This is a genomic window from Streptomyces stoeckheimensis, assembly GCF_045822005.1.
In the GTDB taxonomy this organism is placed as follows: domain Bacteria; phylum Actinomycetota; class Actinomycetes; order Streptomycetales; family Streptomycetaceae; genus Streptomyces; species Streptomyces stoeckheimensis.
This window is the reverse complement of the sequence record NZ_CP169550.1, coordinates 1,725,612-1,746,631: the sequence shown is the minus strand read 5'-3', so window position 1 is coordinate 1,746,631 and position 21,020 is coordinate 1,725,612. Positions and strand designations below refer to the sequence as shown.

Genomic DNA, 21,020 nt, shown 5'->3' with positions numbered 1-21,020 from the left:
ATGCCGGACCCGCTGCTCGAACGGCACGCCGAGGCGCTGCGACTCTTCGGCCGGTACGTCCACGCGGTCTCGGACGCCCAGTGGGACGCGCCGACGCCCTGTAGCGAATGGAGCGTGCGCGACCTGGTCAACCACGTCACCGCCGAACAGCTGTGGATACCGCCCCTGGTCACCGACGGCCGCACCGTCGAGGACATCGGGAGCACCTTCAACGGCGACGTCCTCGGCACCGATCCGGCCGCCGCCTGGGACGAGGCATCGGCCGCCGCGCACACCGCCTTCGAGGTCCCGGGGGCCCTGGAGCGCACCGTCCGGCTCTCGTACGGGCCCGCTCTCGGGTCGGCGTACTGCTCGGAGCTGACGGCCGACTGCGTGGTCCACGCCTGGGACCTCGCGCGGGGCATCGGCGCCGACGACCGGCTGCCGGACGGCCTCGTCGAGTTCTCCATCAAGGAGGTCATGCCCTACGCCGACGGGCTGGCCGCGAGCGGCATGTACGACGCTCCGCTGGAGGTGCCGGCCGGGGCGAACGCCCAGACCCGGCTGCTCGCCCTGGTGGGGAGGAGCGGCTGAGGCGGTGCACAGCGCCCGGCCTCCAGTCCTCCACGGCCTCCAAGGTCTCCACGGCCTCCACAACGGGCGATCCCGGACGAATAACCGTATAAAGGCAGGGTCGGGAGCGCGGGGACGGCAGGGAGAGGTGGCGCGCGGTGTCGGGGATCCAGCGCACGACGGCCGAGGGCCGGGGCCAGGTCCGCTACGGTCCGCCCGCCCCCCAGCCCGGCCTGCCCGTGCTGCCCGAGCTCACGGCCGTCCTCGCGGCGGCCGCCTGGCGCTCGGCCCCCGAGCCGCCCGGCGCAGGAGTGCCCGTACGGGCCGCCGCGGCCCGGCACTGGGGGCGGCGCGGGCTCCCCACCGACCCCGACCACGTGGCCGCCGGACCCGGCGCGCCCGCCCTGCTGCTCGCGCTGCTCGGCGCGTACGGGGGCGACGTCATGCTGCCCCGACCCTGTCCCGCCTGGTGGACGCCACAGGTCCGGCTGCTGGGACGGCGGGCCTACCACGTCCCGACCCCGGCCGAGTGCGGCGGCGTACCCGACCCGTACGCCCTGCTGGAGACCGTGCGCCGGGTGCGCGCCGAGGGCGGCGACCCGCGGGTGCTGCTGCTGTCCGTCGCCGACGACCCGACCGCGACCGTCCCGCCGCCCGAGCTGCTCCTCGAGGCCTGCGAGGCCGCCGCGTCCGCCGGGCTGTTCGTCGTCAGCGACGAGACCTGGCGCGACACCGTCCACCGGCCCGCCCACGGACGCCTCGGCGGGCCGGACGACGCGGACGGCACCGGCGGACGACCGGGCTCCCACGACAGGCTCGTCGTGCTCAGCCCCGCCGAGATGCTGCCGGACGACACCGCGGTGCTCATGGACCTCTCCGGCGCCCTGCTGCCCGCGGGCTGGCCCGCCGCCGTCCTCCGGTTCCCCGGCACCCCGCGCGGCACCTGGCTGCGGGCCCGGACCCTGGACGTGCTCACCGCCACCGGCGGGTTCGTCGCGGGCCCCGTCGCAGGGGCGGCCGCGCACGCCCTCGACGAGCCCGCCGCCGTCGTGGGCCGTGCCGCCGCGGCCGCCGCCCTGCACGGCGCGGTGGCCCGTGCCGCGCATCGGGAACTGCTCGCCGCCGGGGCGCTGGCCCGGCCCCCGCAGGCCGGCCGCCACCTCTACGCCGATCTGACGCCGCTGCGCTCGGGGCTCGCCCGCCAGGGGGTCGGCGACGCGATGGAACTGGAGGACTGGCTGGGCGGACGGCTCGGCGCGCCCACGCCCGGCGGGCAGCGCTTCGCGGACGAGCCCGTCGCCCCGCGGGTCCGGCTGTCGACCGGACCGCTGCTCGGAGCCACCCCGGAGGAGCGGCTCGCGGCGCTCACCGCGACCGACCCCCTCGCCCTGCCCCACGTACGGGACTCCCTGGCCCGGCTCCGGTCGGTCCTGGCCGGGCTGTCCGACTGACCCCCCGCTCTGGAACCCGCGCCCTGGCCCCCCCCGCCCTGGCCCCCCCGCCCTGGAACCCCCGACTGCCGCCGGTGAACGGAGACTTCTCGATGAGGGATCAGACGGAGGCCCCCGCGGCTTCTCCGGCCGAGGCGGGCCCGGACGCCCCTCCGGGGGTGACGCGGGCCGGTGTGGGTGGCCCTGCCGGTGCCGGTGCCGGGGTCCGGCACGCGCGGCCGCGGCCGCCGGGTGAACACCGGCTGTGGCCGCGCTCGTTCGCGGACCGGCTGACCACTCCGCTGCCGGGGCTGCGCGCGTTCGCCCGGCTCGCCCGCGAGGGCGCCTTCCGGCCCGGCCCCGAGGGGCTGCGCGGCATCCCGGACCTGCCGTACGCTCCCGCCCCGCTGCCCGCCGTGGCCGCCGGGGCGGTGTCCGCCACCTGGGCGGGGCACGCCAGCTGGGTCCTGCGGATCGGCGGACTGACCGTACTGACCGACCCCGTCTGGTCCCGGCGGATCCTCGGCACCCCGGCCCGGATGACCCCCGTCGGAGTGCGCTGGGAGGAACTGCCTCCGGTCGACGCCGTGGTGATCAGCCACAACCACTACGACCACCTCGACGCCCCCACCCTCAAACGGCTCCCGCGCACGACGCCGCTCTTCGTCCCGGCGGGGCTCGCGCGCTGGTGCCGGCGGCGGGGGTTCACCCGGGTCACCGAACTCGACTGGTGGGAGTCGGTCGAACTGGGCGGCGTACGGTTCGAGTTCGTGCCGGCGCACCACTGGTCGAAGCGGTCGTTGATGGATGCGTGCCGGACGTTGTGGGGCGGCTGGATGCTCAGCGCCGCCGGGGCGACCGGGGTGGTGAAGAAGGTCTACTTCGCGGGTGACACGGGCTACGGGCACTGGTTCGGCGAGATCGGGCGGCGGCACCCCGGCATCGACCTCGCGCTGCTCCCGATCGGGGCGTACGCCCCGCGGTGGTGGCTGCGGGACGTCCACGCGGACCCGGAGGAGGCCGTGCAGGCCTGTCTGGACCTGGGGGCGCGGAGGATGGCTCCCATGCACTGGGGGACCTTCGTGCTGTCGTCGGAGCCGGTGATGGAGCCGTTGCAGCGGGTGCGGGCCGCGTGGGCCCGGACCGGGCTGCCCCGGGAGCACCTCTGGGACCTCCCGGTCGGGGCGTCCCGAGCGCTGTAGCCGCCCGACGGCTACGGGGGAGGCGGCTCTGCGGGGCTGTCCCCTACCCGCCCTTCGCCCGTTCCCCGGGGCTGTGCCCCGGACCCCCTGGGGCTCCGCCCCGGACCCCGCTCCTCAAACGCCTGAGGGGCTGAATTTCCCAGACCACCGGCGTTCACGTGCAGGCCGACGCCGGCCACATCCAGCCTCGCCGGCGTTTGAGGCGCGGGGTCTGGGGCGGAGCCCCAGGACACCCGGCTCCGCCGGGTTCAGCTGCCTAGCCGCCCGGGCGGATACGCCGCCACAGTGCCGGGGCTGCGCTGATGAGGACCGTGAGGGCCACCGCCAGGGCCACGCCCTTCCAGGGTTCCGCGAAGAGGGAGCCGCCCACGATGCCGATCAGGCCGTAGGTCGCCGCCCAGGCCAGGCAGGCGGGGCCGTCGCCGCGGGCGAAGCGGCGCAGGGGGAGCTCCGCGAGGAGGCAGGCCAGCATCACCGGGATGCGGCCGCCCGGGAGGAGGCGCGAGACCACGAGGACCAGTACGCCGTTCTCGTCGAGCTTGCGCTGCGCCTGGGCGAGGCGTTCGGGGGTCGCCCGCCGGCGCAGGGCCTCCAGCCAGCGCGACCCGTTCCGCGACCGCACCCCGCGCCGGCCCAGCCAGTACAGCGCCATGTCCCCGGCGAACGCGGCCAGCGAGGACACCCCGAACACCAGCAACAGCCCGAAGGGGAGGGAGTCCTGGTGGAACGCCACCACCGCCGCCGAGCTGACCAGCGCGCCCGTCGGAATCACCGGTACGAGCGCGCCCAGTGCCACCAGGACGAAGAGGGTCGGAAGGCCGATCGCCTGCTGGGTGGACTCCGGGGGGACCTGCGCGGCCGACTCCGCGAGCTGCCACAGCCCCCTCACGGCAGCCGCACCCGTTCACCGTGCGCTGGCAGCCGGACCGTCACCTTCGGCGCCTCCCGCCGCGCACACCGCACGAACTCCTCGCCCGGCGCGTGGAACTCGTGAGGCCGCACCGCGTCCATCCCGATCGGCCAGTACGTACCCCAGTGCACCGGGACCGCCGCCGCGGGCGCGAGCAGGGCCAGCGCCCGCGCCGCACCCGCCGCGTCCAGGTGCCCGGGGCCCAGGTTGGGCCCCCAGCCGCCGACCGGCAGCAGGGCCACGTCCACCGGTCCGACCTCGTCGGCCATCGAGTCGAACAGGCCGGTGTCCCCGGCGAAGTAGGTCCGCGAGGAGCCCTCGATCACGTACCCGAGCGCGGGAGCGAGCCGCGGTCCGAACGGCAGCCGCCGCCCGTCGTGCAACGCGCTGACCGCCCGGACCCGTACGCCGCCGCCCCGTACGCCGTCCCCCAGGGCCACCGTGTCGCCCGGCGCCAGCTCCGTGACCGCCAGCCCCCGCGCCCCGGCCATCCGCGCCAGCCCCGGCACCGCGCCGGGCGCCCCGCGCGGCACCAGCAGCCGGGTCCCGCGCGCGAGCCGCGCCAGGGAGGGGAGGTGCAGGTGGTCGGAGTGCAGGTGCGAGACGAGCACCGCGTCGGCGACCGCCGCCTCCGGCGGGGGCACCGCCCCGCGACGGCGGCGCAGGTGCGCCAGACGGCGTGCGAAGAGCGGGTCCGTGAGCAGCCGGACACCGGAGTCCTCGACCGTGCACGTGGCGTGGCCCCACCAAGTGATCTCCACCGGCCCCTGATCCCTCCCCTCGTCCCGCTTGCCACCGGGTCCCGTCCGAGCCTAAAGGCTGCCCGCCGCAACCGCCCGGAACCGGGGCACCGGAACCGTGGAACCGGGCCTTCACGCCCCCTCCTCCCCGGCGGTGGATCGGAGTAGGGTCGGGCGGCATGGATGAGCTGCGCGTGGCCGCGATCGCCAGCCTGGCCCCGCTGGAGGATCTGGACACGGATCCCTTCGCCGTCGACACCCGGAGCCAGCACGCCGTGTGCGCCCGGTGGGCGGCCGACCGGGGCTTCGTCGTGACCCGCCAACTGTTCGTCTACGGGCTGCGCGCCGACCACTGCGGCCTGTGGAACGACATCGACGCCGGCCGCGTCGACCTGTTCGTCGCCGCCAACCACCGGGTGCTGACGCGCGCGCTGCACTCCGTGGGGGAGTTCACCGCGGAGTGCGCACGGCGCGGCGTACGGCTGGAAACCGCCGGTCTCGACGAACCGCTCTACACCTCCGCGATGAAGGCCGAGGTGCACCGCCGGCTCTCCATGCCGACCGCCGGATACGACGGCACGTAGGCGCGGCGAGCGGCCGCCCCCTCCGTACGCACATCCGCCGCCCGTGTCACCCGGCCGGGCGGGCGCCGTTGTGCGAGCCTGGACATCGTGGGACGGGGGCTCGTCGGCGCGGTGCGGGCCACGGTGGTGAGGCGGGTTCGGCGTGGTGCGAGGCCGGTGGCGGAGTGCGGGCGGCGCCCTGGTGCGGGTGGTCATCGTGTGGGCGGTGTCCACCCTCACCATGCTCGCCCTGGCCGGAATCCTCCCCGACTTCCGGCTCCAGGCGGGCGCGGGCGGCGACCGCGACAGCATCACGCAGATAGGTCTGACGGCCGCCATCGGCGCCGGCGCGTTCGGTCTGCTGAGCGCCCTGGTGTGGCCGGTTCTCGTCCGCGCCCTGCTGCTCGTGCCGGCCCTGGTGCTCGGCCTGCTCGTCTTCTTCCTCAACGGCTCGCTGCTGCTCCTGGCCCTCAGCCTGATCCCGGCCGGCCGCGGCGAGGCGGACCCCGAGACGGCCGTGGTGGTCGCCGCCGTGATGTCCGCCGTCGCCTCCGCGACCTCCACCGCCCTCGCCGTCCGGGACGACGAGGCCTACCGGCGCCGGCTGTACCGGCTCGCCGACCGCCGCCGGCGCCGCCAGCACCGCGAGGGCATGCCCGGGGCCGACGAACGCACCCCCGCCCTGGTGTTCCTGCAGCTCGACGGGGTCGGGTACGAGGTGCTGCGCCGCGCGGCCGGCAGCGGGCTGATGCCGACGGTGGCCGACTGGCTCGACCGCAGCCACCGCATCGGCTCCTGGCACACCGACTGGTCGAGCCAGACCGGTGCGAGCCAGCTCGGCATCCTGCACGGCTCCAACTTCGACGTCCCGGCCTTCCGCTGGTACGAGAAGGACACCGGCGAGGTGATGGTCTGCAACCGGCCCACCAGCGCCGCCGAGCTCCAGCGGCGGGCGGTCGAACGCACCGGGGACGGCGGCCTGCTCACCCTCGACGGGGCCAGCCGCGGCAACCTCTTCAGCGGCGGCGCCGGCCAACTGGCGCTCGTCCTGTCCGTCTCCGCCCGCCGGGGCCCGCACAACCGGTCCCGCGCGGGCTACTTCGCGTACTTCTCCGACCCGGCCAACGCCGTCCGCACGGCGCTCTCCTTCGTCGCCGAGGTGGCCCGCGAGATCACCCAGTCGGTACGCGGCCGCCTGCGCGGGGAGCGCCCACGGGTCGCGCGCGGCGGTCTGTACCCGCTGATCCGCGCCTTCGCGACGGTGGTGGAGCGCGACGTGGTGGTCGCCGCGGTGATCGGCGACATGCTCGCCGGGCGCGCCGCGGTCTACGCCGACCTGGTCGCCTACGACGAGGTCGCCCACCACTCCGGCCCGCGCTCCCGGGACACCGAGCAGGTGCTCGCCCGGCTCGACCGCAGCCTCGCGCTCATCGCCCGGGTCGCCGAGCACGCACCCCGGGAGTACCGGATCGTGCTGCTCTCGGACCACGGCCAGAGCCCGGGGGAGACCTTCCTGGCCCGGTACGGGCTCACCCTGAAGGACCTGGTCCGCGCGGGCTGCGGGCTCCCGGTGTCCCGGAAGGCCGGCCGTACGCACAGCGGCGCCGAGGCACGGGCCGCCGTACGGGCCGCCCTGCACCGGCCCGTGGAGGAGACGGACGACGAGGCGCGTCCCGGGACGGGCCCGGACCCGGTGGTCCTGGCCTCCGGCAACCTCGGGCTGATCTCCTTCCCGGACCTGCCCGGACGGGCGTCCAGGGAACGCATCGACCGCGCCCACCCGGCCCTGCTCTCCACCCTGGCGAACCACCCCGGCGTCGGGTTCCTGCTCGTCGACGGGACCGTCATGGCGGCCGGCGGGGCCGAAGCCCGGCTGGACGAGCCGGGCGCGGCGGAGGCGCTGCTCGCCCCCTTCGGCCCGGGCGCGGCGCGGGCGGTCCGGCGGACCGACACCTTCCCGCACGTGGCCGACGTGATGGTGAACTCGGCCTACGACCCGGAGACGGGCGCGGTGCACGCCTTCGAGGAGCAGATCGGCTCGCACGGCGGCCTGGGCGGGGAGCAGGGCCATCCGTTCCTGATGTGGCCGATGGAGCTGTCCGAGCCGGTGCACCGGCCGGACGGCGAGCTGGTGGGCGCGGAGGCGGTCCACCAGGTCCTGCGCCGCTGGCTCACCGAGTCGGACGGGCCCCAGGTCCCGGTCCCCCCGGAGCTCTCCGTCGCCCCGGGCCCGGACCCGGCGCCCGCGCCCTAGGGGGTGTGACACCCCTTGGGTGCCAAGACGCCCCCAAGGCCTCGCGCGGCCGTCCACCCCGGGCGTACTTTGGAACCAGAGTCCATCAGGGGGGCTCCAAGGGGTCGCCATGTCCGCGATCAGCAAGAGCATCGACATAGACCGCAGTCCCGAGGACGTCTACTCGTACATCACGGACCCCACGCACCTGCCGGAGTGGCAGGACAGCGCCGTCTCGGCGGTGCCGATGGGCGATCTTCCCGTCCACGTCGGTTCGAAGGTCCTCGTCACCCGGCAGATCGGCAAGCGCCGGATGCCCACCACCATGCAGGTCATGGAACTCGACCCGCCGAGGAGCTGGCACTTCCACGGTGTCGACGGGCCGGTCCGGCCGGACGTGCGGGGCCACATCGAACCCCTCGACGGCGGGACCCGTTCCCGTGTCACCATCGCGGTCGACTTCGAGGGCCACGGCTTGGGCAGGGCGTTCATCCCCCTCGCGGTCAAGCCCATGGTCCGCAAGGAGATGCCCCGGAGCGAAGAGAAGCTCAAGCACCTGCTGGAGCACTCCGCGGCCTGAGAAGCAAGGACCGCAAGGCCTGGAAGAGCGGGGAAAACCGGGTGCTCCGGGACACGCGGTGTGCTCACACTGGGCGCACCCGTACCCGGACCACCCAAGGACGACCCCACCCGTGCAGGCTGCCGTCACCGTCACCCCCGCCCAGATTCCCGAACTGCTCCTCGGCCTCGCCACCGTGCGGCCCGTGTTCCTGTGGGGTGCGCCCGGAATCGGGAAGTCCTCGCTCGTGCGGAAGTTCGCAGAATCCCTGGGCCTGGAGTGCGTGAGCCTGCTCGGTACGCAGCTGGCGCCCGAGGACCTGATCGGCGTACCGCAGATCCAGGGCGGCCGTTCCGTCTTCTGCCCGCCCGAGGCGATCGCCCGCGACGAGCCGTACTGCCTGTTCCTCGACGAGCTCAACGCCGCGAGCCCGGACGTCCAGAAGGCCTTCTACTCGCTCATCCTCGACCGCCGGATCGGCTCGTACGAGCTTCCCGCGGGCTCGATCGTCATCGGCGCGGGCAACCGGGCCACCGACAACGCGCTGGCCCGCCCCATCGCCTCGGCGCTGGTCAACCGGCTCACCCACGTGCACCTGACGGCCTCCGCGCAGGACTGGCTGGTCTGGGCGGGCGAAAACGGCATCCACCCGTGGGTCACCGACTACCTCACCGACCGTCCCGACCACCTCTGGTCGCAGCCGCCCAAGACGGAGGAGCCCTTCTCCACGCCGCGCTCCTGGCACATGCTCTCCGACGCCCTGCACTCCTTCGGGCCGGGCCTGGACGAGCAGACCCTGAAGGTCGTCGCCCACGGCACGCTCACCCCCGCGCACGCCGTCTCCTTCTGCGGATACGCGAAGATCGTCCGCCACAGCTTCGGCATCGAGGCGATCATCAAGGGCGACGCCTCCTGGCCCACCCGCCTCGCCGACCGCGACCTGCTGTACTACCTCGCCGAGGCCTTCCGCGGCCGCCTGATCAAGGAACTCCCCGCACAGCGCGACCACGTGTCGCCCGCCGTCCGGCAGACCGCCTACCGCGCCAAGTCGCTGCTCGTGCAGCTCGCCGAGATCTCCGTCGAGGTCGCCCAGACCGTCATCGCCGACGACGCCGACGGGCTGCCCGTGCTGCCCGGCTGGTTCCTGATCGAGGCCGCCCGTGACATGCCCCGCCTGGTCGAGGCCCGCCGATGAGCCGCGGCGGGCGGGGCAAGGAGCCCAAGCCCGACCCCGCGACGCAGGCCTTCTCCGAAGGCCTCGCCCTGGTCAAGAGGAACCCCGCCCTCGCCTCCGTCGAAGCCGACGTCTGCCGCCAGGCCAAGTGCTCGTCGACCCCGGCCGGCGGGCTGGCCGCCGTGACCTCCAACGGCACGATCCACGTCCACCCCACCAAGCGCGCCGATCCGAAGGAATGGGCATGGACGATCGCCCACGCCCTGCTTCACCTCGGCTTCGGCCACGTCCCCGCGGCCAAGGACGAGGACCGGGCCCAGCCCGACCGCTTCGACCTCGCCGCCCGCTGCACCGTCGTCAACCGCTTCCTGCTGACCTTCCCCGTCGGCCGGGCCCCGGACCACCTCCCCGCCGAATACCCCGGCGGCGACGAGGAACTGCTCGCCGCCCGTTGGCGCCGCGACGGCATCCCGGCGGCCCACGAGAACTGCGGCACGGCCGGGGACCACCCCGACCAGGTCCTGCTGCCCTGGAGGGGCTGGGGAAACGCGCAGGTCCCCGACTGGGAGACCGCCTTCGCGCACGCGCTGACCCGCAGCGTCTCCGCCGCCATGGACGTCGCGGGCGGCCGCCGGGACCGGGTCACCGGAGAGCGGGTGCGCCAGCACCCCTGGGACCGGGCACTGAACTGGTTCGTCTCCTCGTACCCGCTGCTCGGCGGCCTCGCGAGCGGCCTGCGGATCGTTGCCGACGCCGAACTCGCCCGCGCCGAGGGCATCTCCGTCGCCGCCGTCAGCGCGAGCGCCGGCGAGATCTACGTCAACCCGCTGCGCACCTTCACCGACGGGGAATGGCGGTTCGTCCTGGCCCACGAGATGCTGCACGCCGCCCTGCGCCACGGCGAGCGCTGCGGCGCCCGCGACCCGTACCTGCACAACGTGGCCGCCGACTACGTGGTCAACGGCTGGCTCGTCGAGATGGGCGTCGGCGAGATGCCCGAAGGGCTGCTGTACGACCCCGAGCTGCGGGACCTGTCCGTCGAGGAGGTCTACGACAGGATCGCGACCGACCTGCGCCGGATGCGCCGGCTCGCGACCCTGCGCGGCAAGGGCCGCGGGGACATCCTGGGCGAGCCGCTGCCCCACCCGGGGAGCGGCCCGTACTCCGATCTGGACGACTTCTACCGGCGCGGCCTGGTCCAGGGCTTCGACCTGCACGAGTACGGGGAGCGCGGGCTGCTGCCCGCCGGGCTGATCCAGGAGATCCGGGCCCTGGCCCACCCGCCGGTGCCGTGGGACGCCAAGCTGGCCCGCTGGTTCGACGAGTACGTGCCGCGTCCCGTGCCCGTACGGTCCTACGCGCGCCCGGCGCGCCGCCAGGCGTCCACCCCGGACATCCCCCGCGCGGGCCGGTACTTCCCGCAGGAGGAGATCGCCCGCTGCACCTTCGGGGTGGTGCTCGACACCTCGGGCTCCATGAACGCGGCCCTGCTCGGCAAGGCGCTCGGCGCCATCGCCTCGTACGCCGAAGCCCGCGACGTGCCGGCCGCCCGCGTCGTGTTCTGCGACGCGGCGCCGTACGACGCGGGCTATCTGCCCCCGGCTGTACTTTCCGGGCGAGCCCAGGGCCGGGTAAAGGTGCGCGGCCGGGGCGGCACGGTCCTGCAACCGGGCATCGACCTGCTGCACCGGGCGGAGGACTTCCCGCCCGGAGCCCCCCTGCTGGTGATCACGGACGGGGAGTGCGACACCCTGCGGATCCGGCGCGAGCACGCCTTCCTGGTTCCGCAGGGTGCCTCCCTGCCGTTCACACCCAAGGGGCCGGTCTTCCGACTGACCTGACGGTTTAGTCGAGGTAGTCGCGCAGCACCTGCGAGCGCGACGGGTGGCGGAGCTTCGACATGGTCTTCGACTCGATCTGGCGGATGCGCTCACGGGTGACCCCGTACACGCGGCCGATCTCGTCGAGGGTCTTCGGCTGACCGTCGTTGAGGCCGTAGCGCATGGAGACCACGCCCGCCTCGCGCTCCGAGAGCGTGCCCAGGATGGACTGGAGCTGCTCCTGGAGGAAGGTGAAGGAGACCGCGTCGGCCGGCACGACCGCCTCGGAGTCCTCGATGAGGTCACCGAACTCGCTGTCGCCCTCCTCACCCAGCGGGGTGTGCAGGGAGATCGGCTCGCGGCCGTACTTCTGGACCTCGATGACCTTCTCGGGGGTCATGTCGAGTTCCTTGCCCAGCTCCTCCGGAGTGGGCTCCCGGCCGAGGTCCTGGAGCATCTGGCGCTGGACACGGGCCAGCTTGTTGATGATCTCGACCATGTGGACGGGGATGCGGATGGTGCGCGACTGGTCGGCCATGGCACGCGTGATCGCCTGCCGGATCCACCAGGTCGCGTACGTGGAGAACTTGAAGCCCTTGGTGTAGTCGAACTTCTCCACGGCGCGGATCAGACCGACGTTGCCCTCCTGGATCAGGTCCAGGAAGAGCATGCCGCGGCCGGTGTAGCGCTTGGCGAGGGAGACCACGAGACGGAGGTTGGCCTCCAGCAGGTGGTTCTTGGCCCGGCGGCCGTCCTCGACGAGGATCTCCAGCTCGCGCTTGAACGCGGGCTTGTGGTCCTCCTCCTCTTCGAGCTTGTACTCGGAGAAGAGACCGGCCTCGATGCGCTTTGCGAGCTCCACCTCCTGCTCGGCGTTGAGCAGCGGCACCTTGCCGATGAGCTTGAGGTAGTCCTTGACGGGGTCGGCGGTGGCGCCGGCGACCATGACGGTCTGGGCCGGGGCGTCGTCCTCGTCGTCGTCGGACAGGACGAAGCCGGCGCTGCCGCCCGTCTTGGGCGTCTCCTTCTCGTCACCCTCGTCCAGGTCCTCGGCTGCCCAGTCCTCGCCCTCGGAAACGGCGGCCTCGGCCTCGTCGCCGTCCTTGGCGGTCTTCTTCGTGGCGGCCGTCTTCTTCACGGCGGTCTTCTTGACGGCGGTCTTCTTGACCGTCCGCTTCTTCGGCGCGGCGGCGGCCTCTGCCGCCACCTCCTCCTCGGTCCCGGAGGCCGACGGGTCGGATATCGCCGCAGCGGGGGTGGGAGCGGCCGTCTTGCGCGCACCGATGAGGCGCGGCGGGGCGGCAGCCTTCTTGGCGACGGCGCGCGCCGGGGCGGCGGCCGCCTTGCGCGCCTTCTTGGCGGGAGCCTTCGTGGCGGGGGCGGCACTGACGTGCAGCGCGACGCCCTCCTCGTCCAGGACCTGGTTCAGGCTGCGCAGGACCCGCTTCCACTGGTCCACCGGGATGCGGCCGGCCTCGAAGGCCTGGCGCACGTCATCACCGTTGATGTGACCCTGCTCGCGGCCACGCTCGACAAGCGCGACCAGGGCCTCGGATTCGGCGATCTCCGTGGGGAACGTACGGGACGGGCTGAGCGACACAAGGAGCCTCTCGTTGCGAACAGATAAGGGGTGGCGGGACATCATCGCGCGGACTCGGGAAACAGACCCGAGGGGGGTCTGTATTCCGGGCCGCACGAGGACACCTGTCGGTTCATCGCATGCCCGAGTAGATTCGTTACGCGCTGAATTGAGTGACCTGCGCCACGCCGTGACCGGGGAGCCGGTCGCGGGTGGTCGCGCCCGCCCGATTTGTCAGCCCGTTTTGCGGGCCTCGATGAGAAATCGGGCGGTGTGTGCGACGAACGGGCCTTCGTGCTCGATCTGTTCGTGCAGCTCGCGCAACCGGTCCCGATACTGCCCGACCGTGAAGCCCGGCACCATCCAGATCACCTTCCTCAGAAAGTAGATCACGGCTCCGATGTCGTGGAACTCCGTCCGCAGCCGCTCGGACCGCAGATCGACCACCTCCAGTCCCGCCTTCGTGGCCGCGGCGACCGCGTCGTCGGGGTGCCGGCCCCGCCGCACCTCCTCCGGTTGCGGTCCCAGGAAGTACTCCACGAGCTCGAAGACGCTCGCCGGGCCGACCTGCTGGGAGAGGTACGTGCCACCGGGCTTCAGCACCCGCGCGATCTCCTCCCACCAGATCGTCACCGGATGCCGGCTGGAGACGAAGTCGAAGGCCCCGTCGCCGAACGGCAGCGGCGGCTCGTCGGAGTCCGCGACCACCACGGCGCCCAGCGGGTGCAGCAGTCTTGTCGCTTTGTCGATGTTCGGCGGCCACGACTCGGTGGCCACCGTCAGCCGGGGCAGGGGCCCGGCTCCGGCGAGCACTTCTCCGCCGCCGGTCTGGATGTCCAGGGCGGAGTCGACCTGCGCCAGGTGCCGCGCCAGGAGGCGCTGGTAGCCCCAGGAGGGGCGCTGTTCGGTGGCGCGTCCGTCGAGCCAGGAGAAGTCCCAGCCGTCCACGGAGACGGATTCCGCTTCGGCGACGAGATGGTCGAAAGTGCGCGTCATGTCTCGATCGTCCCAGGTCCGGGCCCGGTCATCCACCGGATTGCCGGGGGCGGGGCCCGCGCCGGGCTTCACGGGGGTTCGCTTACACTTGCGGCGGGCCGTGACTGGCGTTCGGGTGGATCACCACCGGGGAGCGGCCCGGCGTACTCGTGTGTCCCGTACGTCGACTGCCGCGCGCCTGGGCGAACCGCGATCCCGCAGCGACGCTCAGGAGCCCCCGATGACAACTCAGACGACCGCCCAGCAGGCACGGACCGCCACGCTGATGGACGGCACCGCCCTCGCCCGCCGCATCTCGGAGCGGACCGCCGAGTACGCCGCGAAGATCACCGAGCGCACCGGAACGGCCCCCTGTCTGGCGACCGTGCTGGTCGGCGAGGACCCCGCGTCCGTCACCTACGTCCGCATGAAGCAGAACCGTTGCGCCAAGGCCGGGATCACCTCCCGCCACGTGGAGCTGCCGGCCGCGACGACCACCGAGGAGCTCGTCGCCACCCTGACCGCGCTCTCCGAGGACCCGGAGATCAGCGGCATCCTGCTCCAGCACCCCGTCCCGCACCACATCGACGAGCGCGCCGCCTTCGAGGCGATCGCCCCGGGCAAGGACGTCGACGGGGTCACCATGCACTCCTTCGCCGCCATGGGCTTCGGGCTGCCGGGCTTCGTCTCCTGCACCCCCGGCGGCATCATGCGGCTGCTGGAGGCCTACGACGTGGACCTGACCGGGAAGCACGCCGTGGTCGTCGGCCGCAGCGCGATCCTGGGCAAGCCGGCCGGCATGCTGCTCCTGGAGCAGAACGCCACCGTCACCTACTGCCACTCCCGCACCGTGGACCTGCCGTCCATCGTCCGCCAGGCGGACGTGCTGGTCGCCGCCGTCGGCAAGGCCGAGTTCATCCGCGGCGAGGACATCAAGCCGGGCGCCGTGGTCCTGGACGCCGGCTACAACGAGGGCAACGTCGGCGACGTCCACTTCGAGTCGGCCGCCGCCCGCGCCTCGCTGATCACCCCGGTCCCGGGCGGCGTCGGCCCGATGACCATCGCGGTGCTGCTGGAGCAGACCGTCCAGGCCGCGGCCGCCCAGGCCGGCCTGGCCCTCGCGGACCTCTGACCCGCGCCGCGCTCCCCTCGGTACGACGAACGCCCCGGGCCCTTCGGTCCGGGGCGTTCCGTTTCCCGCGGTAAGGGGCCGAAAGACCGATCCCGCCTCGCCGGGACGGGGCTCCAATGAATATGTGAAGCCTTCGATGGACATGCAGAAGCCCCCGGCGTCGGACGCAGCACCGGACGCGGCGGCGGTGGGCGGGAAGCGCCACCCGCGCGGGCTCGCCACCCTCGTCCTCGCCGAGCTGTGGGAGCGTTTCAGCCTCTACGGCATGGTCGCCATCCTCGTGCACTTCCTCGCCGCCTCCCGCGGCCACGGCGGCATGGGCCTCCACGAGGGCACCGCGGAGGCCGTGGAAGGCGTCTACATGGCCATGATCTCGCTGCTGGCGCTGCCGGGCGGCTGGATCGCCGACCGGTTCCTCGGCGCCCGGCGGGCCGTCCTGTGGGGCGGCGTGGTCATCATGGCCGGCCACGCCCTGATGGCCGTCCCGAACCCGGTCTTCGTCTGGCCCGGCCTGGTCCTCATCGTCATCGGCACCGGCCTGCTCAAGCCGAACATCTCCGCGCTGGTCGGCCGGCTGTACGCCGCAGACGACGACCAGCGGCGCGACGCCGGCTACTCGATCTTCTACATGGGCATCAACCTCGGCGCCGTCATCGCCCCGCTCGTCGTCGGCTACCTCGGCGAGGAGATCAACTGGCACCTCGGCTTCGGCGCCGCCGCCGTCGGCATGGCCCTCGGCCTGGTCCAGTACGTCCTGGGCGGCCGGCGCCTGTCGGAGCAGCTGCGCGCGGAGCCCGTGGTCCGGCTCACCCCGGCCGAGCGGGCCAAGGTGGGCAAGTCCTCCGCGTACGGCCTGGTCTTCACCGCCGTCCTGGTCACCCTGCTGGCCGCCTCGCACGCGCTGAGCATCGACACCATCACCTTCGTGCTGACGGTCGTCGCCGTGGTGGTCCCGGCGGGCGTGCTGCTCTCGATGTACCGCAGCCCCAAGATCGACCGGGTCGAGAAGACCCGGCTGCGGGCGTACGTCTGGCTCTTCCTGGCCGCCACGCTGTTCTGGCTGGTCTACGACCAGATGGGCAACGAGCTGAACATGTTCGCCGCCCAGAAGACCGACCTGTCCCTGCTCGGCTGGCACATCCCGGCGAGCTGGACCCAGTCGCTGCCCTCGCTGTTCGTGATCATCCTGGCCCCCGTCTTCGCCGCCTTCTGGGTGCGCCGGGGCAAGCACATGAGCACCCCGTTCAAGTTCGGCCTGGCCCTGCTGCTGACCGGCGCCTCGTTCGTGGTCATGTCGAGCGCCGCGGCCATCGCCTCCAGCGGGGTCAAGGTCTCGCTGATGTGGCTGGTGGGCGTGTACGTGATCCAGGTGATGGGCGAGATGTGCCTGAGCCCGGTGGGCCTCTCGGTCACCACCAAGCTGGCCCCGCGGGCCTTCACCAACCAGATGATGGGTGTGTGGTTCCTCGCCGCCGCGACCGGCGACGCGATCGGCGCCCAGCTGCCCCGGCTCGACGCGGTCATCGGCCAGAGCTGGAACTTCCTGTGGCAGGGCGCCATGGTCATCGCGGCCGGCGCGGTGATGGTCCTCTTCACCAAGCGGCTCAAGGTCCTGACGGGCGAGGCGGCCGCGGCCCGCGAAGCGGTGGCGGTCGCGGCCTGACCGGGCCTGCGGCCCTTCCGGCCCGGTTTCAGACGAGGGCGGCGGCTCGCCGGCGGGCCGCCGCCACGACGGGTGAGGTGTGGAACTCCCGGGCCAGCTCCGTCAGGGGCTGGGTGCCGAGGCGGTAGGGCTCGGCGGGACCGGACCCGGGGTGCGGTTCCCCCCGGCCTGCGGCGGCCCGGCGGAGGCAGGCGACGGCGAGTACGGCCGCGTCCGCCACGAGAGCGGCGCCCCGCTCGCACCGGCCCTGGGCGCGTGCGGCTTCGTAGGCCTCGCTCCGGACGGCGGGGTCGAACCAGGAGGCGAGGGCCAGCAGCCCGTCGTCGATCACCGATTCGCGGTGGATCAGCCGGATCCCCACCGGGGACCACCAGGTCAGCGGCACCGTCGTCACACTGGACGCGGCGAACCCGTGCAGGACCTTCCACAGCGGACGCAGCCGGCGGTACTGGCTGAACTCCTGCCAGGCGGCCGATTCGCCGACCAGGGGCACGATGAACCCGATCCCCACCAGCAGGGCCGCCGCGGAGGCGAGCGGCGGCGCGAGGTAGGTGGACAGCCCGTCCCAGTCGCGGCCGGACCAGCGGGCGCCGACCGCCGCCCACTTCGCGACGCCGTAGCCCACGTCCAACACCATGCCGAGCATCAGCAGCGCCAGCCCGGTCCGCAGCGCCCGCATCGCCGGGTCCACGCGCCGCAGCCACTTCCAGCACAGCAGGCTCAAGGCCGTGCTGCCCACGACGTGGGCGGCCAGGTAGAGCGCGATCATCTCGCGGATCCACGGGGTGTTGGCGTAGTACGTGTCCAGGTCCCGCAGCCGCTCCACGGGCGCGTCCCCCATGACGAACAGGAAGATGATCGTCACTACGACGGCGCTGTACGCCACCACGGTGATCCGGGTGGCCCGCAGGACGCCGGGGGTCGGTCCGCCGCCCCAGTGCAGGATCAGCACGATGCACGACGCGGAGAACGCGGTGAGCACGCTGTAGACCAGGGGCGCGGAGAAGTTGACGACGCCTGTGAGCCGGTTGACCGCGGCGATCGTCGGCGGACCGGACAGGAACATGGCGAGGGAACCGACGACCAGCAGCGTGCACACCGCACGCATCAACGGCTGGTCCCAGCCGTTGCGCAGTGTCGGAGCCTTGATGACCAGTGCCAGGACGATCACGAACCCCGGCACGTAGAGGATGAGCCCGTCCGCCATCGCGCGTCTACCGGGCTTCGACGGGGTCGGCCTCTTGGTCGAGCCCCGCGACGGTCCGCTCGGCGGCGGTCAGCGGCGGGGCCTTGAGCTCACCCCGGTCCGAGGCGCGCAGGACCTGCCAGACCACCGACGGTCTGACCCAGTAGGTGGGCGGGCTGGTCATGGTGATGACTTCCAGGAAGGCGGCGGTCAGCTCCTCCCGGGTGGTGGCTCCGGTCATGAGCCGGGAGACGTAGGAGTTGAGCAGGCCGGCGCCGGCACGCGGCTTCATGCCCGTGGCGCCCGGGTACAGGATGTCCTGCGAGGTGGCGAGCTCCCAGGCGGTGGCCACCTGCGGGGCGAGGGCGCGCTGCGCCTCCATGCCGACGGAGGGGTGGGCCAGGCCGCCCTTGGAGCGCAGGAGGGCGCGGACGGCGAGCAGGCCCTGGGCCGCGACCGTCATGCCCTGGCCGTAGAGCGGGTTGAAGGTGGCGACCGAGTCGCCGACGGCGAAGAAGCCGTCGGGGAGGTCGGCCTTCTCGAAGAAGATCCGGCGGTTGGCGGTGCCCTGGGTGACGGCGACGTCGGTCAGGGGCTTCTTGCCCTCCAGGAGCTCTCCGACGATCGGGTCGCGGATGCCCTTGGCGAACGGGATGAACTCGTCGGGGTCGGCGGTGGGCTGGCCGCCCCGGGTCCCGGAGAGGGTGGCCTGCCACTGGCCGTTCTCGATGGGGACGATCGTCGCGGTCTGACCGGGGACCGGGACCCGGGGGTCGGACTGCACGTTGACGATGGGGAAACCCATCTCGTGGGCTCCCGCGGGGGCCTCGAAGATCCTGGTCGCGTAGACCAGGCCGGAGTCGACCTCCGCCTGCCGGATGCCGTGCACACCGAGTGCCTGGAGCCAGGAACGGGCCCGGGAGCCGCGGCCGCTCGCGTCGACCACGAGGTCGGCGGTGACCAGCCGGCCCTCCTCCTCCGGGGTGTCGACGCGGACGCCGGTGATCCGCGCGGCCGAGCCCTCCAGGGAGCGGACCCGGCTGCGCTGGAGGGTGGTGACCCCTTCCAAGGCGATCACCCGGGCGCGGACCACCGAGTCGAGGAGGTCGCGGCTGCAGGAGATGTTGAACTGCTTCTCCCCGTACCGCGGGATCCAGCCCTGGGCGGTCTTCGTGACCAGGTCGGTGGGCAGGCTGCGGCGGATCGCGCCGGCTTCCGTCCAGTCCTCCATGATGCCCGGCAGGATGTCCTCGATGGCGCGGGCGCCACCCGACCACATGACGTGGACGTGGCGGGCCTGCGGCAGTCCGCGCCGGGGCTCCGGGAGCTCGGGCAGGGTGTCGGCGTCGATGATGGTGACCGCCGCGTGCTCGGCGAGGACCGCGGCCGCCAGGAGGCCGGCCATGCTGCCTCCGATGACGACGGCGTGGCGGGGCGGGGAGGACCGGGCCGGGTTGGGCGGGAAGGGCGGGGCCGGGTTGGGCGGGAAGGACTCGGTCATCGTGTGGTGCTCTCTGTCAGGGCCGTGCGCGTGCGCATCGGCGAAGTAGGTGCGTCGGCGGGAAGGCGGTGGTCAGCCGCCGGGGGCGTGGGCCGGGGCCCGCTCAACGTCCACAGCCGAACGAGGTCTTGATGCGCTCGATCGCCTCGGGTACCTGCTCTTCCCGGGGCGACGGCAGGAAGGTCTTGAGGATCTTTCCGAGGTGCAGGCCGAAGGTCTCCGCCCGGATCTCCGCGGGATCGCTGCGATCGGCCCGGGCGGCCGCCTGCCGCAGCACGGTGCTCAGCCCGTCTTCGGAGTGCAGAAGCTCCGTCAGACCGCCGCCCCGGCCCGTCAGCCGGGCGGCCACCGCCATGCCCTGGCCGTGCCGGTCGCAGGTGCCCTCGTCCAGGTGCCACAGCTCGTGGCAGGCGATGACGAGCTGGTGTTCGGGCCGGGTGCGCTCCTCGATGACGAGGAGGTCGCGGTCCTCCATCTCCAGACACAGCCCGCTGGCCGTATCGGGCGGGAACGAGGCGAACCGGAACAGCACCGGCCGGTCGCGGCCGCGTCCGTAGGCGGCGCACAGGCTGCCGATGATGCCGGGGGCGTCCGTTCTCGGAGTCAGGCGCGCCGCCGCCAGCAGGTCGTCGCCGAGCTTCCGCATGGCCCGTGTGGTCCTCATCGTGCTCCCCCTTCGGAACTGCGGTCGATGTCATCGGCGCCGCCCGGCGGACGCGGGACGGCCGGGCGGCCCAACTGCCCTTCCCGTGCGAGCAGATCGTCCAGGTGGTCCGCCAGCGACTTCCAGCCGTCCGGCGAGAGCCGGCCCGCCCGGGTCACGATGCTGCGCACGTCGTGCGCCCGCATCACGGCGAGCATCGGGTTCTCGGCGGGCCGTTGCGCGGATTCCAGTTCGCGCTCGATCCCGGCGAGGCAGGTGGCCAGCGCCTCGGCGTCCCCGGCCATCAGGAAGCCGCTCTCGACCCCGTAGAAGCGCTGGATTCCGGCGGCCGCCGCGAGATTCGGGAGCCCCTCGCCCTGGGTGAGGCGGGTCAGCGACTGGCCCGAGGCGCAGAAGGATCCGGCTATGGCGGAGAGGGAGTGGGCCTGACCGTCCTCGCGGGGGCGGGTGCGGCGCAGGTGCTCGAAGCGGCGGCGCACCTGTTCCTTGAGCGGGAGCCGGGGCGGTGTGCCGTCGAGAGTGAGCCGGATGTCCTCCGGGGTGATGCCGGTGAGGTACGAGAGGTGTTCGAGGTCGTCCGCGGCGCCCTCCGCACGGCCCTCGGGCGCGGTGGTGGCCAGGGCGCGCTCCACCGCGCTCTTGCTGTCGGCGAGCAGGAATCCGGGGTAGACCCCGAAGAACCGCTGTACGCCGGCCGCATGGCCGAGCCGGGGCAGTCCGGTGCCCGCGTTGAGCGGGCCGAGGGAGGCGCCGGGGGCGTCGAAGTCCTCGGCGATCGCGGCGAGCGACCACTCCCTGCCGTGCTTGTCGCGCCGGGTGGCGCGCAGCCGCAGGAAGCGCTGGTGCACCCGGTCGCAGAGCGGCAGCTCGGCGGCGGTACCCGCCAGCACCGCAGGGACGCGGTCCGGGGCGACCCCGGACAGGTGGCTGAGCCGCTCCACGGCGAGCACCCGTGCCGGGTCCTGGCCGTGTCGCTCCGCCGACGCCACGACACGGGCCCAGGCCGCGGTGAGGTCAGGCCGGTCGGCGGCGCGCACCAGGCGTTTCTCCGTCAGCAGAGAGAGGGGTGGTTGTGGTTGCTCTGCGTGAAGCCTATCCCCCCGGTTCGTGGCCGAACAGGAGTACCCCCCACCTTTC

18 protein-coding genes and 1 riboswitch are annotated in these 21,020 nt (G+C 73.3%); of the genes, 10 read left to right on the top strand and 8 right to left on the bottom strand.

All coding sequences use genetic code 11. The features are described 5' to 3' along the window. The 3 genes from ACE1OC_RS08240 to ACE1OC_RS08230 all read left to right on the top strand — a co-directional run bounded on the left by ACE1OC_RS08240 (position 1) and on the right by ACE1OC_RS08230 (position 3,184). A complete protein-coding gene (locus ACE1OC_RS08240) occupies positions 1 to 573 on the top strand; it encodes a TIGR03086 family metal-binding protein (RefSeq protein WP_407836449.1) in 573 nt (190 codons plus the stop codon). A gap of 146 nt (positions 574 to 719) precedes the next feature. Next, on the top strand, positions 720 to 2,003 hold the full coding sequence (locus ACE1OC_RS08235; RefSeq protein ID WP_407841508.1) for an aminotransferase class I/II-fold pyridoxal phosphate-dependent enzyme: 1,284 nt from the start codon (positions 720 to 722) through the stop codon (positions 2,001 to 2,003). A gap of 92 nt (positions 2,004 to 2,095) precedes the next feature. Then, the gene (locus ACE1OC_RS08230; protein ID WP_407836448.1) at positions 2,096 to 3,184 is read left to right on the top strand and encodes an MBL fold metallo-hydrolase; all 1,089 of its coding nucleotides are present in this window, start codon (positions 2,096 to 2,098) and stop codon (positions 3,182 to 3,184) included. A 256-nt stretch (positions 3,185 to 3,440) separates the two neighbouring features. Here the strand turns inward: ACE1OC_RS08230 and ACE1OC_RS08225 are convergent, their stop codons facing one another. Then, entirely contained in the window at positions 3,441 to 4,064 is a 624-nt protein-coding gene (locus tag ACE1OC_RS08225; RefSeq protein WP_266962733.1) for a DedA family protein, read from the bottom strand. Between the two features lie 5 nt (positions 4,065 to 4,069). Further along, on the bottom strand, positions 4,070 to 4,855 hold the full coding sequence (locus ACE1OC_RS08220; RefSeq protein ID WP_407836447.1) for an MBL fold metallo-hydrolase: 786 nt from the start codon (positions 4,853 to 4,855) through the stop codon (positions 4,070 to 4,072). 158 nt (positions 4,856 to 5,013) lie between these two features. On the opposite strand from ACE1OC_RS08220, the gene ACE1OC_RS08215 reads away from it, so the two are divergent. From ACE1OC_RS08215 to ACE1OC_RS08195, 5 genes are all read left to right on the top strand, one after another. After that, on the top strand, positions 5,014 to 5,418 hold the full coding sequence (locus ACE1OC_RS08215) for a hypothetical protein (RefSeq protein ID WP_407836446.1): 405 nt from the start codon (positions 5,014 to 5,016) through the stop codon (positions 5,416 to 5,418). Between the two features lie 142 nt (positions 5,419 to 5,560). Then, complete coding sequence (locus ACE1OC_RS08210) at positions 5,561 to 7,651, top strand: phage holin family protein (protein ID WP_407836445.1); 2,091 nt, start codon at positions 5,561 to 5,563, stop codon at positions 7,649 to 7,651. Between the two features lie 109 nt (positions 7,652 to 7,760). After that, positions 7,761 to 8,210 carry an SRPBCC family protein gene (locus tag ACE1OC_RS08205; protein WP_407836444.1) on the top strand — a complete coding sequence of 150 codons (450 nt, stop codon included), beginning with the start codon at positions 7,761 to 7,763 and terminating at the stop codon, positions 8,208 to 8,210. A 112-nt stretch (positions 8,211 to 8,322) separates the two neighbouring features. Beyond that, a complete protein-coding gene (locus ACE1OC_RS08200; protein WP_407836443.1) occupies positions 8,323 to 9,384 on the top strand; it encodes an ATP-binding protein in 1,062 nt (353 codons plus the stop codon). Beyond that, a complete protein-coding gene (locus tag ACE1OC_RS08195) occupies positions 9,381 to 11,204 on the top strand; it encodes a DUF2201 family putative metallopeptidase (protein ID WP_407836442.1) in 1,824 nt (607 codons plus the stop codon). The genes ACE1OC_RS08200 and ACE1OC_RS08195 overlap by 4 nt, the downstream gene beginning before the upstream one ends. Positions 11,205 to 11,208: 4 nt before the next feature. Here the strand turns inward: ACE1OC_RS08195 and ACE1OC_RS08190 are convergent, their stop codons facing one another. Then, a complete protein-coding gene (locus tag ACE1OC_RS08190) occupies positions 11,209 to 12,783 on the bottom strand; it encodes an RNA polymerase sigma factor (protein WP_407836441.1) in 1,575 nt (524 codons plus the stop codon). A gap of 213 nt (positions 12,784 to 12,996) precedes the next feature. After that, positions 12,997 to 13,758: a class I SAM-dependent methyltransferase gene (locus ACE1OC_RS08185; protein ID WP_407836440.1), complete on the bottom strand. Its 762-nt coding sequence runs from the start codon at positions 13,756 to 13,758 to the stop codon at positions 12,997 to 12,999. A 90-nt stretch (positions 13,759 to 13,848) separates the two neighbouring features. Further along, positions 13,849 to 13,949, top strand: a riboswitch (ZMP/ZTP riboswitch). 29 nt (positions 13,950 to 13,978) lie between these two features. Here ACE1OC_RS08185 and ACE1OC_RS08180 point away from each other — a divergent pair. Then, positions 13,979 to 14,869, top strand: coding sequence for a bifunctional 5,10-methylenetetrahydrofolate dehydrogenase/5,10-methenyltetrahydrofolate cyclohydrolase (locus ACE1OC_RS08180; RefSeq protein ID WP_407836439.1), 891 nt, complete (start codon positions 13,979 to 13,981; stop codon positions 14,867 to 14,869). Between the two features lie 124 nt (positions 14,870 to 14,993). Beyond that, positions 14,994 to 16,532, top strand: coding sequence for a peptide MFS transporter (locus ACE1OC_RS08175; protein WP_407836438.1), 1,539 nt, complete (start codon positions 14,994 to 14,996; stop codon positions 16,530 to 16,532). Positions 16,533 to 16,560: 28 nt separating this feature from the next. On the opposite strand, the gene ACE1OC_RS08170 is transcribed toward ACE1OC_RS08175, so the two are convergent. The 4 genes from ACE1OC_RS08170 to ACE1OC_RS08155 all read right to left on the bottom strand — a co-directional run bounded on the left by ACE1OC_RS08170 (position 16,561) and on the right by ACE1OC_RS08155 (position 20,920). Beyond that, on the bottom strand, positions 16,561 to 17,739 hold the full coding sequence (locus tag ACE1OC_RS08170; RefSeq protein ID WP_407836437.1) for an MAB_1171c family putative transporter: 1,179 nt from the start codon (positions 17,737 to 17,739) through the stop codon (positions 16,561 to 16,563). 7 nt (positions 17,740 to 17,746) lie between these two features. Further along, the gene (locus ACE1OC_RS08165) at positions 17,747 to 19,219 is read right to left on the bottom strand and encodes an NAD(P)/FAD-dependent oxidoreductase (RefSeq protein ID WP_407836436.1); all 1,473 of its coding nucleotides are present in this window, start codon (positions 19,217 to 19,219) and stop codon (positions 17,747 to 17,749) included. 103 nt (positions 19,220 to 19,322) lie between these two features. After that, the gene (locus ACE1OC_RS08160; RefSeq protein WP_407836435.1) at positions 19,323 to 19,883 is read right to left on the bottom strand and encodes a toxin-antitoxin system, toxin component; all 561 of its coding nucleotides are present in this window, start codon (positions 19,881 to 19,883) and stop codon (positions 19,323 to 19,325) included. Then, the gene (locus tag ACE1OC_RS08155) at positions 19,880 to 20,920 is read right to left on the bottom strand and encodes a hypothetical protein (RefSeq protein ID WP_407836434.1); all 1,041 of its coding nucleotides are present in this window, start codon (positions 20,918 to 20,920) and stop codon (positions 19,880 to 19,882) included. The genes ACE1OC_RS08160 and ACE1OC_RS08155 overlap by 4 nt, the downstream gene beginning before the upstream one ends. Positions 20,921 to 21,020 lie beyond the last annotated feature (100 nt).